Source organism: Runella sp. SP2 (assembly GCF_003711225.1).
Lineage (GTDB): Bacteria > Bacteroidota > Bacteroidia > Cytophagales > Spirosomataceae > Runella.
The window spans coordinates 1,524,882-1,541,874 of sequence record NZ_CP031030.1; the positions used below are offsets into that span (position 1 = coordinate 1,524,882).

At 41.4% G+C, this 16,993-nt stretch carries 19 protein-coding genes; 10 read left to right on the top strand and 9 right to left on the bottom strand.

The window, feature by feature from the left end:
• Nucleotides 1-13: 13 nt before the first annotated feature.
• From DTQ70_RS06415 to DTQ70_RS06455, 8 genes are all read right to left on the bottom strand, one after another.
• Entirely contained in the window at nt 14-1,150 is a 1,137-nt protein-coding gene (locus DTQ70_RS06415; protein ID WP_122930046.1) for an NAD(P)/FAD-dependent oxidoreductase, read from the bottom strand.
• Nucleotides 1,137-1,820 (bottom strand): methyltransferase domain-containing protein, encoded by a 684-nt coding sequence (locus tag DTQ70_RS06420; protein WP_229600088.1) that lies wholly within the window; start codon nt 1,818-1,820, stop codon nt 1,137-1,139. Before DTQ70_RS06420 ends, DTQ70_RS06415 begins: the two co-directional genes overlap by 14 nt.
• On the bottom strand, nt 1,817-2,881 hold the full coding sequence (locus DTQ70_RS06425) for a type III polyketide synthase (RefSeq protein WP_122930047.1): 1,065 nt from the start codon (nt 2,879-2,881) through the stop codon (nt 1,817-1,819). The genes DTQ70_RS06420 and DTQ70_RS06425 overlap by 4 nt, the downstream gene beginning before the upstream one ends.
• 128 nt (nt 2,882-3,009) lie before the next feature.
• The gene (locus tag DTQ70_RS06430) at nt 3,010-3,588 is read right to left on the bottom strand and encodes a hypothetical protein (protein WP_122930048.1); all 579 of its coding nucleotides are present in this window, start codon (nt 3,586-3,588) and stop codon (nt 3,010-3,012) included.
• Nucleotides 3,589-3,625: 37 nt separating this feature from the next.
• Nucleotides 3,626-4,303, bottom strand: a complete 678-nt coding sequence (locus DTQ70_RS06435; protein WP_122930049.1) for a LytTR family DNA-binding domain-containing protein — start codon at nt 4,301-4,303, stop codon at nt 3,626-3,628.
• An 11-nt stretch (nt 4,304-4,314) separates the two neighbouring features.
• Nucleotides 4,315-6,126 (bottom strand): histidine kinase dimerization/phosphoacceptor domain -containing protein, encoded by a 1,812-nt coding sequence (locus tag DTQ70_RS06440; RefSeq protein ID WP_122930050.1) that lies wholly within the window; start codon nt 6,124-6,126, stop codon nt 4,315-4,317.
• Between the two features lie 126 nt (nt 6,127-6,252).
• Complete coding sequence (locus DTQ70_RS30600) at nt 6,253-6,825, bottom strand: collagen-like protein (RefSeq protein ID WP_164489892.1); 573 nt, start codon at nt 6,823-6,825, stop codon at nt 6,253-6,255.
• 100 nt (nt 6,826-6,925) lie between these two features.
• On the bottom strand, nt 6,926-7,492 hold the full coding sequence (locus DTQ70_RS06455; RefSeq protein ID WP_122930052.1) for an RICIN domain-containing protein: 567 nt from the start codon (nt 7,490-7,492) through the stop codon (nt 6,926-6,928).
• A gap of 301 nt (nt 7,493-7,793) precedes the next feature.
• Between DTQ70_RS06455 and DTQ70_RS06460 the strand changes: the two genes are divergently transcribed.
• The 9 genes from DTQ70_RS06460 to DTQ70_RS30605 all read left to right on the top strand — a co-directional run bounded on the left by DTQ70_RS06460 (nt 7,794) and on the right by DTQ70_RS30605 (nt 15,448).
• Nucleotides 7,794-8,588 (top strand): hypothetical protein, encoded by a 795-nt coding sequence (locus DTQ70_RS06460; RefSeq protein ID WP_122930053.1) that lies wholly within the window; start codon nt 7,794-7,796, stop codon nt 8,586-8,588.
• On the top strand, nt 8,588-9,478 hold the full coding sequence (locus DTQ70_RS06465) for an AraC family transcriptional regulator (protein WP_122930054.1): 891 nt from the start codon (nt 8,588-8,590) through the stop codon (nt 9,476-9,478). Before DTQ70_RS06460 ends, DTQ70_RS06465 begins: the two co-directional genes overlap by 1 nt.
• A 52-nt stretch (nt 9,479-9,530) precedes the next feature.
• Nucleotides 9,531-10,517, top strand: a complete 987-nt coding sequence (locus DTQ70_RS06470) for an aldo/keto reductase (RefSeq protein WP_122930055.1) — start codon at nt 9,531-9,533, stop codon at nt 10,515-10,517.
• 24 nt (nt 10,518-10,541) lie between these two features.
• Nucleotides 10,542-11,657, top strand: coding sequence for an aldo/keto reductase (locus DTQ70_RS06475; protein WP_122930056.1), 1,116 nt, complete (start codon nt 10,542-10,544; stop codon nt 11,655-11,657).
• A gap of 74 nt (nt 11,658-11,731) precedes the next feature.
• The gene (locus DTQ70_RS06480; RefSeq protein ID WP_122930057.1) at nt 11,732-12,304 is read left to right on the top strand and encodes an NAD(P)H-binding protein; all 573 of its coding nucleotides are present in this window, start codon (nt 11,732-11,734) and stop codon (nt 12,302-12,304) included.
• Nucleotides 12,305-12,317: 13 nt separating this feature from the next.
• Entirely contained in the window at nt 12,318-13,367 is a 1,050-nt protein-coding gene (locus DTQ70_RS06485) for an NAD(P)-dependent alcohol dehydrogenase (RefSeq protein WP_122930058.1), read from the top strand.
• A 59-nt stretch (nt 13,368-13,426) separates the two neighbouring features.
• The gene (locus DTQ70_RS06490; protein ID WP_122930059.1) at nt 13,427-14,113 is read left to right on the top strand and encodes an NAD(P)H-binding protein; all 687 of its coding nucleotides are present in this window, start codon (nt 13,427-13,429) and stop codon (nt 14,111-14,113) included.
• 5 nt (nt 14,114-14,118) lie between these two features.
• Complete coding sequence (locus tag DTQ70_RS06495) at nt 14,119-15,306, top strand: multidrug effflux MFS transporter (protein ID WP_122930060.1); 1,188 nt, start codon at nt 14,119-14,121, stop codon at nt 15,304-15,306.
• Nucleotides 15,307-15,310: 4 nt separating this feature from the next.
• A complete protein-coding gene (locus tag DTQ70_RS30605) occupies nt 15,311-15,448 on the top strand; it encodes a hypothetical protein (RefSeq protein WP_164489893.1) in 138 nt (45 codons plus the stop codon).
• A gap of 1 nt (nt 15,449) precedes the next feature.
• On the opposite strand, the gene DTQ70_RS06500 is transcribed toward DTQ70_RS30605, so the two are convergent.
• Nucleotides 15,450-16,361, bottom strand: a complete 912-nt coding sequence (locus tag DTQ70_RS06500; RefSeq protein ID WP_122930061.1) for an AraC family transcriptional regulator — start codon at nt 16,359-16,361, stop codon at nt 15,450-15,452.
• 156 nt (nt 16,362-16,517) lie between these two features.
• On the opposite strand from DTQ70_RS06500, the gene DTQ70_RS06505 reads away from it, so the two are divergent.
• A complete protein-coding gene (locus DTQ70_RS06505) occupies nt 16,518-16,970 on the top strand; it encodes a nuclear transport factor 2 family protein (RefSeq protein WP_122934292.1) in 453 nt (150 codons plus the stop codon).
• The last annotated feature ends 23 nt before the right edge of the window (nt 16,971-16,993 follow it).

Sequence of the window (16,993 nt, forward strand, 5' to 3'; positions counted from 1 at the left end):
TTGAGGGAGAGGGTTAGAAAGGTTGCCCGTGGGTCAGACGGATTAAATTTTTGATGATAAAAGGAAAAGGCCGAAGCGTTCGCAGCAACAATTCCGTTTGAAATTCGCTGCCAAATTGGGCTTGAATTTGCCGCCCTACCCACAACCGCCGCCTGAAATGCTGGTTCCAATCGCGCACAAACTGGGTTTCTAATTCGTTTCGAGAAATTATTCCATTGGTATATTTGTCTATCCATTCAAACGCAATTTTGGAAGTGTGCAAAGCCATGCTCATGCCATTGCCGCAGAGGGGCGTAATCATCCCTGCCGCATCGCCGAGTAACAACACGTGGTTTTCGACCAAGCTTTTGGGTTCAAAACTAACCTGAGAAATGGTGATGGGTTCGGAAAACAAAAAGTCAGCATTGGTAAAAATTGATTTCAAATAAGGATTCCGAAAGAGCACTTGTTCTTGCATTTGCTCCAGTTTATTGCCCGATTTTTTGAGGTTTTGAGCGGTTGTGAGGTAGCAAAGGCAGTATTTGTCTTCCTCAATGGCCGAAATGCCGCAGTAGCCGTCCACAAAATTATGCAGGGCAATTTTGTCTTTGGGGAAGTTGGTCTGAATGTGGTATTTGACCCCAATGTAATTGTTGAGTCGTGTTTCTTGGCTTTGCACAAAAGGACGTTTCCAAGCCACGTCGAGGTTTGATTTTTTGCCAAAACTCCCCACGCAGCAATCCACTTCCCACGTTTGCTGGTTGGCTACAATGACAAACGAATCGGTTGCTGTCAAGTAGTCAATCTTGCTAACGGTATGTTTTTCTAATACCTGAACACCTACCGAGCGGGCAAGGAGGGCCAGTTCGTGGTCGAGTTGGTAGCGACTTAATCCAAACCCACCCAAGGGCAGAGTTTCCGTCACTGTTGTCCCTTTAGGCGAGGAGATTTCGAGGCGTTTGATGGTAGGCAAGTTCCATTCGGAAAGCGGAATGCCCAAGCGTTGAAGAAAATCGTACGATTCAAGGCTGATGTATTCGCCACAAACACGGTGGAAAGGGTAGGTGTTTTTTTCAAACAGCACAACTTCAAAACCCTTTTGGGCTGCTTGAATGGCCAAACTTAGTCCCGCCAACCCACCTCCAACGATGCCTAATCTATGTTTGCGCATGTTTGACAACAATTAAAAACCGAAACGCCCACTGCCAACGTATAGTGTATTGCGTAATACCTGCCTTGATAAGTAACGTTTCCCATTCCGAGCGGGTAAAACCACGCTTGACCGAAAGCGGCGCGTCATTTTTAACCAAATAAGAGCGGGAGAAAAGCTGCGTCAATAATTTTATTGAATAGTACGCCAACGGGTGACGGTGTAAATCAGCGATAAAGAAACCTTGGGTTGAATTTTTGTGCATCCATTGCAGCATATCCACCAACTGTTCGTCGGTAAAGTGATGACAAAAGAGCGAATTAAAAAGAAGGTTGGGCGTTTTATGAAAGATAGCTTTTTGATAATCAGCTGTTTGGAAACGAATTGAAGGGTTGTGGCTGCGAGCGTAGGTGGTACAATCGCGCTTCAAATCCACTCCTTCAAGGACAAAGTCGGGGTATTTTGAACGAATCGCTCCGAGGTTGTCGCCGCCTCCTGAGCCGATTTCAACCACGTAGAGGGAGGGGACTTTCTTGGCAAATTTTGAGATACCATTCAACACCACTCTATGACCACCAAGCAATGAGTTGATGATTTTGAGTTCTTTCAGGTTTTGAAACAAATCGCCCGAAGGGATGTCGTCGGCATCCAGCAGTTCGGGTGTATAGGAGCGTTTTGTGAAGTTTATCATGCCAACATCATGCTTTCCATGGTGATACCAGGCCCAAAGGCAACCGCAAACGTATTTCCGTCATTGTTGGTGGAAAATAGCTTTTTTAGCACAAAAAGTATCGTCACCGACGACATATTTCCGTAGTTTCTTAACACCTCAAACGAAGTGTCGCTTGCTGAACTTTCTAACTTCATGGCCCGTTGAATTGCCTCCAAAATGCTTTTTCCGCCAGGGTGAATGGCCCAGTTGGTGATTTTGTTAAGCGTTAAGTTATTGCTGGATAGGGCGTTGAGAATCATTTTTTGAATCGAAGCCTCCAGTAATTTTGGTACCTCGTTGCTTAATTTCATCAAAAAACCGTGCTCAGATATTTTCCATGACATGTCGTTTTTTCCCTCCAATACCACTTCCGAATAAAACCCTTCGATGCGTTTTCCGTGGGGGCGATTGCTGACGATGCAAGCGGCGGCTCCGTCGGAAAAAAGTAAGTTGGAAGTTTGTGTATCCATTGACTTTCCTTTTTGAAAATGTAAGGTACACAACTCGGTACAAACCACTAAAACTTGAGCGTTGGCCTCGGCGCGGCAAAAAGCATCGGCCAATTTTAACGCGTGAATGGCTGCGTAACAGCCCATAAAATTGACCGAATTTCGGACTATTGTTGGAGATAAATCCAACGATTCCATCAACTGAATGTCTAACCCAGGTGCCATCAAACCCGTACAACTTACCGTAATAAGGTGCGTAAATGTGGCCAGACTTTCGGTAAAATGAAGGTCTTCAATGGCTGCTTGCGCTAGGGTCAGGGCGTGCGTCTCAAAGAAACTCATGCGTTGCGAAACGCTAGGAAATGGCTCTAAATCAGCGGTTTTTGGGTAGAATTGGTAGCCGTCTTTAGAACTGCTGTAGTCGGGTAATACCGAATGACGAAAAGAAATGCCGCTTCGATGATACATCAATGACAATCGACGTGCTTCGTCTTCCAAATAGGTTTCGGCCGATAGCATAAACCTCAAAATGTCGGTTTGTTGGTGCTTGAAAGCAGGCACAGCCGTACCGATGGCATTAATATAGGGCATGTAATTATTTTCGAGTTAATTGATTGCGCAAAGTAAGCAGTTTGGCATGTTACCAAATGTCGCCCAAACGACACATAACGGCTTAATTTACTATATTAACTAGAAATAGGCGAAGGAGTTTAAGAAAATCATTTCCCTTGCCAACCCCAAGGCTTCCAGTCTAAAACAATAGGTTTGGCAAGATTGAATTTTATGGAGATATACCTGTCTGAACCGATGCGCCGTAGGTTATAGGTAAAGGTATCATCTTTTAACCCAACCCACCAAACATTTGTGGCAGCGGCTGGAAGCAATTGTGCTGTTTCTTCGTCGGCTGGAAACATCTGGATGTCTGTCTGACCCACATTCGGACTTTTGCCACCATACATAGTTACTTTGTCAGGGGTGCCATCTTGATGCCGATGGTCGTGTTTGAGCAGAATTTTATCTCCAATTAAAGTGAAAACCCAAGTCCGTGATTTGTCTTCACCTACATAAAATGGAATTTTGATGACATCGTTTTCGCAAGCCAGAACTTGCATTTTTAAAGTTTTTCCTTTAAAAGTTTCATTGTCAGCACCTTCTGTAATTTCACCTTCGTACGACTTTCCACAGTGCTTTTTAAGGTTTTCCCAAAAGACCAAACTGGGTATTTTATTTTGGGCAAGTGTGTTCGTAGCAATCAGCAACAGCACAAAAAACAAATAGTAGGACGATTTCTTTTGCATAATCGATGGAGAAAAATATGGGACTGGGATGTAAACTCTATTTCTCAAAAAGGTCTTTCTTAGAAAGCGGTATTGTTGTGTTTTTTATTACTACATTTTTAGCATTGTACTTCTCAATTTTATCCTTGTTGACTATAAATGCCCTGTGGATTTGAATAAATTTTGAGGAGGGTAATAATTCTAAAATTTGCGAAATAGTAGCGCGCGATTTATACGTTTTTTCATTGGTATAAAAGAGTAAATAATTTCCTTCTGAATTGATAAAATTAATGTCTTCAATGGGTAATTCAACTTTGTATTCGCCATCTTTTACCAAAATGGTAGGTTTGGGTTTGTCTTCCTTTGAAGATTTTATGATTGCCAATTCAATGGATGCTATCAAGTCGCTGTTTTTGAAGGGTTTGGTTAGGTAAGAGTAGGGAGATGTTGCAACGGCTTCGCTGATGACTTTGGCATTTTCGTAGGCAGTCAGATAGATAAATGGTACTTTTTGTTTGTTTTGAATGAGATTACCTAAGCTAATGCCATCCATTTCGCCATCGCCAAGATTGATGTCAAGAATAGCGAGGTCAACAAATTCCTTGTTGAGAATAGCCAAGGCTTCATCGGCATTTTTGGCTTCCAAAGTCTGATAACCATTTTCTTGAAGAACCTTTTTTGTGAGTCTTCTATTCAGAAAATCGTCTTCTACGATTAGTATTGTTTTTAAATTCATTGGCGAGCTCGTTAAAAGCACATTTTTAGTTCAAACCCTTTTTTGAGTTGTGTTTCCACTGTACCATTGAGTTGGTCAATCAGTCCTTTCGTGATTTCTATCCCAAGCCCTTTGGTTTGTACATTCTTAAAATCAAAGCCAAAGCCATTGTCAATGTAGTGAAGGCAATTCTTTTCTGAGTTTTTATCCTGCGCGATTTCGATATTAATGATGCCGTTTGGCTGGTTTTTGAAGGCGTGTTTCATGCTATTGCTGACCAACTCTACGATGATTAAGCCCAATGGCAGGGCTTTTGTGATAGACAAAGTCTCGATGTCACAAGTGACAAACAGGCCTACATTTTTACCTTTGATGTCATACGAATCTTTGACGAGTTCTGACAAATCAGTGACGTACCGTTTCAAGTCCACGTCATTGACACTTTCCGAAACATTCAATTTTTTATGGAGTAAAGCAATCGAATGAATCCGATTCTGATTGCTTCTGATTAAGTCGTCAATGTTGCTATGGCTCGCCGATTCTTTCTGGATTTCTAAGATACTGATCACATACTGTAAATTGTTTTTTACTCGGTGTTGCAGTTCAGAAAGGAGCACCTGTTTTTGCTCCATTGTTTTTTCGATTTCGTCTTTTTGAAGACTAATTTCTCGATTTTTATCTTTCAAAATTGCATTACTTTTCTGTTTTTGACGGTTGTTCCGAATCAAAATGAGGGTCAGAACCCCAAAAAAAGTAAGAAATCCAATGAGCGTATTTTGCCTGATAGAATAGTCGTATTCTTTTTTAGCTTCTATTAAATCTCGTTCACGCTGTTTGATGGTATTTACAATATTTTGCGTTTGAAAAATTCTAGAAGTCGTATAAAGGCTATCGTTAGAGGCATTTACAATTTTTAGATAGTCGATTGCCTTGGCTGGATTTTTTTGTTCGTAGATTTGAGCTAAAAGTTTGGCGGCGTTTATAGTAAGCACTAAGTTTTTGAATTGTCGGCCGCCTGCTAAGGCTTTTTCTGCATAAAAAATAGCGGAGTCGGGTTGGTTCATTGCCTGAAAAACCCCCGCTAAATCAACCGACTGTTCGGACTCTAAAAAAGGATTGCCAAATTTGTTTGAGAAACTAATCGCAGTTCTTAGGTAATGCAATGCCTGTGGGTAATTTTTGCGTTTTTTTTCTACCCTTCCCATCACGGCATTGGCATACGATACCTCTATAGGGATGTTCAATTTTCGACAGCTCGTATCTATTAGTTTGCCATAATACATGGCAGAGTCAAATTTATTTAGGTTTTCGTAAACCTCGCCAAGATTATGGTAAATCAGCCATTTTCCGTTATTGGGAAGCGATTCTATTTCGGGGTGGTTTTTGGCTTTTAATAACCATTCTAATCGGTGTTGGCTATCTTGTTGTTTTTCGTAAACGAGGGCTATTAAATTATAAAAAACAATTTCCAGCTTGGGGTATTTTGCTTGACTTACCTGCAAGCCTTCATACGCCGACTGCATACCGTTTTGCCAGTCACCCGTGATGGTTGAGACAAAGCTCAACGCTTGCAAAGAAACCAATTCGCCATACGTATAATTTAGCTTTCGGGCGAGGCGAATAGACTCCGTGGCATACACAACCGCTTGGCGAGGGTCTGTCATGGTATGATACCTGGCCAACTGCCATAAGCTAAGTACCCGATTGGTGTCATCAATAACCTCCGTCAAATTTTGTTTCAACCTATCTACCTCTTTTGTAGGCAGACTAAGCGGTTGAGCGAAGCCAGAGGTAGCCAAAGCCGTGATTAGTAAAAGTAATATTTTAATGAGTTGGCTCGGCATAATGGCTAAAGAACTTCCCGAAAGGGCTAACGCTTTCGGGAAGTTGATTTTATTTGTATTAATAAATCTTTCTGTAAACTTAACACAAAATTGTATTCATTTTAGTGGTTTACAGAAGTCTATTTACTAATCTTTCAGATCATAAAACTCCTTCACTGCATTATAATCAGCAAAATCTACTGCTGCTTTGCGGCCATTTCGGATGTCGTTGGCGGGGATAATCACTATACGAGTTGAAGCTGAAAGTGTGGCTGTCGAAGCTACTTTTCTATAAATATTTATTCCTGCGGTGTTTCCAGCAAAAGTAGTTTGTGTGTAGAATTCATGTTCAACTCCATTTGATGGAACAATACCAGGGATAGCATACCAACCATAAGAGGTTGCGTTATTTGGGGTGCCATCGGTTATATAGACTAATACAGCACTACTATTCATTATTGCAGTCGTGACATTGGAAGGGAAAACAAATTGTTGAGCTGAGCCTTTTGCTATCGCCCAAGTTTTGGCTGCGTATGAGATTTGAATCACGTTGGCATTGCCAGTTTGCCCCGCTGGGCCTGCGGGGCCGCTAGCACCAGTCGGTCCTGCTGGGCCTGCGGGACCAACAGGACCTTCTGGGCCTTCACAACTGGTAAACAATAAACTGCCGCATACTACAAGTACTGATAAAACGCCTGAAATAATGGATGATTTGTTCATACTAAAATGTGTGACTTTGTCGGAAATTTGATTGGTTGATAAAAGGTTGAAATTTTCAATTTAATACTAGCCGATAGGCAGTTTTGGGATAATTGTGGTTTTATTGTACTGGCACTAATCTCCACATTTGGCCCGAAACATTTTGAGTTTTATCCATAAATGCGTTGCCAGAATATACTGATTTATTATCAGGCTTATTTCCTTCTAAAGAAAAGTTATTGCCATGCAGCATCGTACGCAATCTATAGAGGTGGTCGCCGTTAGTGGCACTCACTAAATCCAATCGCCATAGCTGGCCTGTTACATCTTGAAAGTTATCCATAAAAGACCGACCGTCTTTCTCCCCCCCAGCAGTATTAGCTTCTAAACATTTACCATCGCCCTGATCTTTCGATTGTAAGCGATACCATCCTTTGTTTTTAGCATCCGGAACTAATTTCCACATGGTTCCAGTCGCACCTTTTTGCGAAGACATGAACGATGCGCCACTCATAACATTACTCGCTGAACCATTGCTTTCAAGAGATAGTGCATCGCCCGTGAATGCCGTTCGCAAATAATAATAGCCTTTATAATTAGGACTAAAAGAATGTCCTCTCTCTTGGGCATAGGATGTTAATGTAAGACCAATGAACAGAATCATTCCAAGGGTTTTTAAAGTTTTCATTTTTGAGGGTTCTTAGTAAATTTTGCCTACTCTAAATCAGCATTTTCGGCTTCCTGCTTGGTTGTTATGTAGCAAACCTACTTGCCTCATTAATGCCTGCAAAATTTCTGGGATATAAGTCGGATTTTAGGGATAGAAAGTGGGGTTTTGCAATTCCCCCTCAAAAGTCCATAGACAGTTATATAAACATGGTAAGACCTTTCTTCTGTTTGATTTTTGTAAGTTTTGGTTTGAAAACCGTTTAGCGATGGGCAGAGATGAAATTACTTTTGCAACATCAAACTATCAATAAATCAAGTACATGCGTTTTCAATTGTCAAAAATTGGGATTGAAAAAATAATCTTGGTTGTTTGTTTCCTTGGATTGGTTCACATAAGTAATGCCCAGCAAAGTGATTCAACGAACCAAATGGTGAATTTTAAGGCTACAGGTAGCGTTACTAACAACGGCTTTTCTTTTATTCCTGCCTTTTCTTTGGGCAAACCTGCGGCTATTTTCAATCTGAATATTAACGGCGGTAAGCGATTTAGTTTTGAACCTGAGTTTCGTTTTGCACTTCAAGACGGGCGGCCTTGGTCGTTTATTTTTATTTGGCGCTACAAAATCATCGACCAAAAACGATTTCAACTGACAGCGGGTACGCATTTTCCAGCGGTGCCTTTTCGAGTTTTAGCTTATGAAACTTCTCCACAAATCAAAAATACGTTGGCCGTATCGCGGGTGATTCCCGTTGAACTTACGCCTAATGTTATTTGGGGTAAACGGTTAAGTATGAGCTTGTTTTGCTTGTATGCTAAAGGCATAAGCGATGATGCGGTCAATCACACGTCACTGATTTCGCTGCGGATTGTTTTGATGATACCTTTAGGGGAAAAACTTTCATTAAGAATAAACCCCCAGTTGTTTCATCTAAAATTAGACAGTAAGTCAGGGTTTTATACTGCTTCCAATTTTACTTTGTCGTCGTCAACATCGCCTTTTTTCATAGGTTCGACGGTCAATGTGCCGTTAAAAACTGATATTGCAGGAAAGCCGCTGGATTGGAATGTGAGTATTGGTTATACGTTGGATAAAAAGCTAGTTGTTAAAAAATAATGGAAAAAGCAGAAAGTCTTCAAGAGTTTTATAGTCGGAAATTTGAGTGGATTCCCGAGAGCTTGAGCAAAGACATCGGACACGTAAATGTATTTCGATTGCCTCATCCTGCCAACAAACCCGTGCCCTATCGTCGGCGCGATTTCTTTAAAGTAACCCTGTGCCGTGGAGGCAGTCGGATTCACTACGCCGACAAGGTATTTTCGTTTGAAAAACAAGCACTGGTGTTTTCCAATCCTTTTATTCCCTACAAATGGGAGCACATCGACCAAGAAATTGCGGGCTTTTATGTAGTTTTTAATGCGCGTTTTTTTAATCAGTTTGGCAATTTGATTCAGTATGAAGTTTTTCAACCTGCTGGTACACATGTGTTTGAGCTAGACGACGCGCAGTTTGAGTCGTTGGGGGGCGTGTTTGAAAAAATGGAAGCTGAATTAGCCTCTGAGTACATTCACAAGTACGACGCGATTCGGAACATGATTTACGAGCTGATTCACTACGCGATGAAAACCCGCCCGTCCACGCGTGTAGAACAATTGCCCATTAATGCTGCCCAGCGGATTCATTGGTTATTTTTGGAGTTGTTAGAGCGTCAGTTTCCGATTGATGAAAATCACGTTGAAATACAACTACGAACGGCGTCAGATTTTGCGACTCAACTCAATGTCCACGTCAATCACCTCAATCGAGCCGTCAAAGAGACCTGTGGGAAAACAACCTCCCAACTCATCGGCGAGCGGTTGTTGCAAGAGGCCAAAATCATGCTCAAACAAAGCCAATGGAATGTGTCTGAAATAGCCTTTGCTTTGGGCTTTACGGAAGTGACGCATTTCAATAATTTTTTCAAAAAACATACCGATGTAAGTCCCGTGAAGTTTCGGAAAGAGTAGTTCTTTTCCCAAATAAGATGGAGGTACATTTTAAAATTAAATATGATTAGCTATGCAAACCCGAAAATTAGGAAACCAAGGACTTGAAGTCTCAGCCATTGGGCTGGGCTGTATGGGCATGAGTTTTAGCTATGCACCTTTCCCGCCCAAAGAAGATTCGATAAAATTGATACGTCAGGCAGTGGAGCAAGGTGTCACATTTTTTGATACGGCTGAGGTATATGGCCCATATACCAATGAGGAAATTGTGGGCGAAGCACTTGCTCCTTTCAAGAACGAAACGACCATTGCCACTAAATTTGGTTTTGACATTCAAGACGGAAAAATGGTGGGCGTCAACTCTCGTCCTGATAACATTCGTCGCGCCGTAGAAGGCTCGTTGAAACGGCTTAACGTCGATGCGATTGATTTGCTTTACCAACACCGCGTTGACCCCAATGTACCCATCGAGGAAGTTGCAGGAACGGTCAAAGACCTAGTTCAGGAAGGAAAAGTAAAGTATTTTGGACTGTCGGAAGCGGGAGTAAGCACTATCCGAAAGGCCCATGCTGTTTTGCCAGTCTCGGCTTTGCAAAGTGAATATTCGCTGTGGACGCGCCAACATGAGGCCGAAATTATCCCAACCATCGAAGAATTGGGGATAGGATTTGTACCCTTTAGCCCACTGGGGAAGGGGTTTTTGACAGGAGCAATTGACGAAAATCGCAAATTTGAATCAGGCGATATTCGGGCAGTTATTCCGCGTTTTACGGAAGAAGCACGTCTTGCTAATAAGGCGTTGGTAGAGGTAATTTCGACTTTTGCGCAAAAACACAATGTCACCAATGCCCAAATTGCCTTGGCGTGGGTATTGGCTAGAAACTCGATGACGGTGCCGATTCCTGGAACAACCAAATTACATCGTTTAATTGAAAACATTGGTGCGGCGAATCTCACACTTTCAGCCGAAGAAATAGCAGAACTGACTAATGCTTCGGAAGAAGTACAAATTGTTGGAGCGCGTTATACGGAAGCAATGGAGAAAAGTACGGGGTTGTGATAGTATCAGAACGAATTTATCATTATGGAAAATCAAAACAGAAGGAATTTCTTGAAATTTGGAGCCATTTTAGGAGGTTCAGCTTTAGCATCAACTGGGTACGCCAACTCAACAGAAAGTACTCAAAAGGTATTTAATTCGCCGGTTAAGCGTAGAAGCTTGGGTACGGGCAAGTTTAAAATGGAGGTTTCGGCACTTGGTTTAGGTTGTATGGGTATGACTTACCATCGTAGTTTTAGACCTGACCGCAAAGTGGCTATTGCGCTTATCAGAAAAGCCGCTGAACTGGGAGTAACCTTGTTTGATACGGCGGAAGTTTATGGGCCTTTCAACAATGAAGAACTGGTAGGGGAAGCATTAGCTTCCATAAGAAAAGACGTATCGATAAGCACTAAATTCGGCTTTAATATTGAAAATGGGCAAATGGCGGGCTTAAACAGTAAACCCGCACACATCAGAGAGGTAGTAGAGCAATCCTTAAAAAGACTACGCACCGATTATATTGACTTGCTCTACCAACATCGAGTTGACCCCAATATTCCAATTGAAGATGTGGCTGGAACGGTGAAAGAATTGATAAAAGAAGGAAAGGTATTGCGGTTTGGACTTAGCGAAGCCAATGCGCAAACTATCCGAAAAGCTCATGCTGTTCAGCCACTCACGGCTCTTCAAAGTGAGTATTCTTTGATGTGGAAAGCCCCTGAAGGTGAAATTTTAAGTACTTGTGAAGAACTTGGAATCGGTTTTGTTCCGTATAGTCCGTTGTGTAGGGGTTTTATTACGGGTTTTATTAACGAGCATACAAAATTTGATTCGAATAACGACAACCGAACCACCATGCCTCGATTTAGGCCCGATGCCATCAGTGCCAACTGGGTTTTGATTGAAACTTTGGCCGATTTCGCTAACCCAAGAGGATTGACCGTGGCTCAGGTGGCTTTGGCTTGGCTACTCGCTCAGAAGCCTTGGATGGTTCCGATTCCTGGCACTACCAAATTAGCTCACTTGCAGGAAAACTTGTCGGCTACTGATTATCAATTTGATGCGAGTGAACTTAAAGAACTTACCGAGAAGGTTGCAAAGCTGAACATCGTAGGCGTACGCTACACAGGAGCGTCTGCTCAACAAGTGAATCGGTAGTAAACGAAATTTTAATGTGTTTTTATTGATGGTAGTCTTTGAGAAAAGGCTGTTCAACATTGTATTGCCAAAATATGAAAAAAGTATTGATAATCGGAGCAAGCGGGAGTCTGGCTGAAATTGTAATTGAAGCTTTGAAGCCCATGACAGACGTATCGCTTACGTTGTTTGTCAGAAACAAAAGTCGCCTTTCAAGAGCGATTGCAGACAATTGCATCCTCTTGGAAGGAGATGCTATGCACTATGACAGCATTAAAAAGGTAATTTCTGGGCAAGATATTGTGTACGTAAATCTTGCAGGCAATTTGGAAGCTATGGGAAAAAACATCGTGAAAGCCATGCACGAAACAGGAGTGAAAAGAATCATTGCCATCAGTTCCATTGGCATTTATGAAATTCCCTTAAAATCTGTTTTGATTCCTTATCGAAAATTAGCCGATGTGATTGAAGCTTCCGATTTGGACTATACGATTTTACGACCCGATTGGTTTACCAATGCCAACGAGATAGATTATGCCATCACCCACAAAGGTGAGCCAGAAATCGGGTCTGCCATTTCAAGAAAAAGCATTGCCTCTTTTATCGCAACCGTAATTAAAAATCCTGAACTGCACACTAAAGCTAACTTGGGTATCAGTAAAATTTAATGAACAAACGAAGATGAATACAACACCAATAAAAGCATTCGGCACTTATTCAGCGAATGAGCCATTGCAGGAAATGACAATTAATAGGAGAGAAGTACAGGCTCACGATGTAGAAATAGAGCTTTTGTACTGCGGGATTTGCCATTCTGATTTACATCAAATCAAAGATGATTTTGGCGGAACGATGTTTCCTATTGTGCCTGGCCACGAAATTGTGGGCAGAGTTACTGCCGTCGGCAATCATGTGAAAAACTTTAAAGTGGGCGATCTTGCCGCTGTGGGTTGCATTGTGGACAGTTGCGGGCATTGCGAATATTGCGAAGAGGGTATTGAACAGTTCTGTGACGAAGGTGTAACCTACTCATTTAATAGCCCCGACAAGGTTTCGGGAGGTCACACGTTTGGCGGATTTTCCAAAACGTATGTTTGCAATGAGAAATATGTATTGCAAATGCCAGCATTTGAAAACTTAGCTGCGGCGGCACCTTTGCTTTGTGCAGGTATCACGGTTTATTCGCCTTTGAAACACTGGCAAGCAGGCCCTGGAAAGAAAGTTGGAATTTTGGGAATTGGCGGTTTAGGACACTTAGCCATCAAAATTGCCAAAGCGATGGGAGCTGAAGTAGTGGTGTTTACTACCTCTCCTGCGAAAGTGGCAGATGCCATAAGATTAGGAGCGGATGAGGCTGTACTATCAACGGACTCCGAACAAATGGCCAAATACAGCCGAAAATTACATTTTATCATTGATACTGTGTCGGCAAAGCATGATGTAAACACCTATTTGAATTTATTACGCCACGACGGAAGTGTTGTTTTGGTGGGTTTACCACCCGAAATGCTCGAAGTTCATGCCTTCAATGTGGTGATGGGAAGAAGGAGTTTTTCAGGTTCAAATATTGGAGGAATAACTGAAACGCAGGAAATGTTAGATTTCTGTTTCGAACATAATATTACGGCCGAAAGCGAAATTATCACTATTCAAGAAGTAAATAAAGCATTTGAACGTCTGGAAAAAGGAGATGTAAAATATCGCTTCGTAATAGATTTAGCTAGCTTGTAACTTTTTCGTTGACGTCCAAAATAGTTCCCTTGGACGTCAACGGTTACTTTAAATGAATTATGAAAAACATTTTTGCTTTTTTATTTTGTGCACTGTTTGTCTGTGCCCAAACAACTGATTCCAAGAATTCAACCCTTCAAAGAGAAAGTTCTCAAACCGCTACGAAAAAAGTGCTTGTCATTGGAGCGAGCGGAAATATAGCGAGTATTGTTATTGATATCTTGGCCAAAAGAGAAGATATTGAATTGACCCTTTTTTTGCGAGATATTGGTCGCTTAAAAAACAGCAGGGAGGCTGTGAAAAATTGCAAATTAATTGAAAGTGACGTCTTTAACTACGAAGAATTGAAAGCGGCAATTAAAGGACAGGATATTGTCTATGGAAATCTATCGGGTGACCTTGGACCTATGGCCAAAAACATTGTAAAAGCTATGGAGGAAACACAGGTAAACAGACTTATTTTCATTTGTTCAGTAGGTATTTATGATACTCCGTTAAAACCAGTGCTGGCGCCTTATCGACAGGCTGCTGACATTATTGAAGGGTCAAAACTTGATTATACTATTCTTCGCCCAACGTGGTTTATCGATACAGATGAAGTTGATTATGAACTTACCCAAAAAGGGCAAGCCGAAAAAGGGTCGGTGGTTTCCAAAAAAAGTGTCGCTACTTTCATTACCAAAATCATCGAAAATCCGCAGTTATACATTCGTCAAAGTATTGGTATCAATAAGCCAAAATCTTAAATAGGATGTCTCAAAATCGTTTTTTACTACTACTCATTCTTGGCCTGCTTTCAGCGATTGGGCCTTTTTCCATCGACTCTTACCTTTCAGGGTTTCCAAGCATAGCCACCGATTTGAAGGTATCAATTGATGAGGTTTCGTATTCGCTTTCAAGTTTTTTTATCGGCATTTCATTGGGTCAGATGCTCTACGGGCCGTTGCTTGACCGATTTGGACGAAAAAAACCTTTACTCATCGGATTGGTAATTTACATCTTAGCTTCTTTGGGTTGTGTCGTGGTTCAATCCATAGAAATGCTCATTGTTTTGCGTTTCTTCCAAGCCATAGGAGGGTGCGTTGGAATAATTGCCCCTAGAGCTATCGTTCGCGATACTTTTCCTGTCCAAGAATCAGCCAAAATATTCTCCACATTAATGCTCATTCTCGGAGTGTCGCCCATCATTGCCCCTACATTTGGAGGGTACATGGTCGCTATCTGGGGCTGGCATTCTGTATTTATTGTTCAAGCATTGGTAGGATTCATTTTGTTTGTGTCAGTGCTTATCTTTTTGCCCGAAAGTAAAGAAGCAGATACCTCCGTTTCACTTCATCCCAAGGCGGTGATTCCAAGTTTTTGGGGTATTTTTCGGACTCCTCACTTCTTTACTTACGCCTTCGCAGGTTCACTGATTTCGGGAAGTGTATATGCGTATATATCAGGGTCTCCCTTCGTTTTTATGGAACTTTTTAAAGCTACAGAACAACACTACGGTTGGATTTTTGGGCTACTGGCTGGTGGGCTTATCTTGAGTAGTCAACTTAATAATTTGGTTTTGCGCAAAACCAAATCCGAAAAAATCGTAAACGTTGTTATTCCAATTCAAGTAGCATTTGGCTTACTATTGGTGTCGTCAAGCTTATTAGATTGGCTCAATTTATACAACACCATTTTTTTGTTGTTCTTATATTTTTGTTGTCAAGGGTTTAGCTTTCCCAATACCGCTGCTCTCTCGTTAGCCCCCTTTTCAAAACAAGCAGGTAGCGCTTCGGCTTTAATGGGGGCTTTACAAATGGGAATTGGTGCGCTAGCAGCAGCTTTAGTTGGCTATGGGGCCAATGGCACAAGTTTGCCAATGACAAGCGTTATGGCAGGCTGTGCAGTTATTGGATTTTTGGTTTTTAGAATAGGTGGTATCATACTGGAAAAAACGTAACTGGTTGAGAATCGAAAATGGTGAGGCCGCCAATCTTGCCCTATCTTCCGAAAAAATTGAAGAATTAACAAAGGCTTCAAAAGAAGTACGAATCATTGGAGCGCGTTATACCGAAGCAATGGAGAAAAGTACGGGGTTGTGATTTAATTCACCCCCCGATACTCCATCGGACTCACGCCTACTTTCTGCTTAAACAGACGGGTAAAGTGCTGAGGATATTTGAAACCCAATTCGTAAGCGATTTCATTCACCGTTTTATTACTCTCAAAAATTTTGCTCTTGGCCATGTCGAGCGTCTTGCTCAGAATGTAGTCTTTGGCCGATTGTCCCGTTTCTTTCTTGATTAAATCACCAAAATAGTTGGCAGAAAGATGCAATTCTGCTGCACAATATGCCACCGAAGGCAAACCAATCGTTTGAGGATTTTCTGACAAAAAATAGCTATTCAATAACTCCTCAAATTTCTCTAAAATACCCTTGTGAGCAACATCTCTGGTGATAAACTGTCGGTCATAAAAGCGTTGGCAGTAATCCAGAAACAGCTCTATATTGCTGGCTATGAGTTTTTTACTGTGTTTGTCAATAGGCTGTTTCAATTCAAATTCTATCTTCCCAAAAATATCAAGTATCATTGTTCTCTCATCATCAGATAGATGTAGGGCTTCATGGGTTTGATAGTTGAAAAACTTATAGTTGTGAATGGTTTTCCCCAAAGGTGTTCCTATCAAAAAATCAGGATGAAACAGCAATCCAAAACCCATCGGTTGATAAACTACCTTTGGATTTTCCATACTGATAAATTGACCAGGAGCATAAAAAACCAACGTACCTGCCTGATAATCATAGTAATGGCGACCGTACCGCAAATCGCCGCATACCACATCTTTCAAAATAATACTGTACAATCCATAATTAAATTTTATGGAATCCACATCTCCCCACTCTCTCGGATTCGCTTTTGAGTAATCAATTACGGTTACCAAGGGGTGCAGCGTTTTGTGGTTATTAGCGGCATTGAATCCGCTGATGCTATCTATGTTTACTATCTTTTCCATGCTCTTTTCCTTTGAAATCCATTCAAAATTAAAATATAAAAAATGCCATTCTACGTATGAATACTGCAATCAGTAAAAATGGTAGAAAAAGCAGTGATTTTTATACCATCGGAGCGGTAAAGTTCTGTGAACTTTGTGCGTCAAATTCAAAAACAAATGAAAATCAAGCACATCGTCTTCTGTTTCTTCTTTTTAGCAACAAATGTTTCCTTCGCTCAATCTTCCAAAGAAGAAGCAACTGTCCTGAAACTATCAAAAGACAAATGGCAATGGATGGCTGATAAAAACGTGGAAAAATTAAAAGACTTATTTGATGCCAAAGCCAAGTTTGTTCACATGAGCGGTACTTGGAAAACCGACGAAGAACTTGAAATCATCAAAACAGGAAGCATCTGGTACAAAGAAGCCAAAGTCCATGACATTGCCATTGAAGTTTCGGGAAATACTGCCCTCGTTTGGAATAGAATTACGCTGGTTGCTATGGTGAGAGGTAATGAGGCTATCACCGAATTTACCGTGACTGAAGTTTATCAAAAACAAGGAGAAAGTTGGAAAATGTTAGCTCTAACCTTCAGCAGCGTGCGCGATACGCACCAGATTAAGAAATGAGAATTTTCGAAGAAATTTCTTAG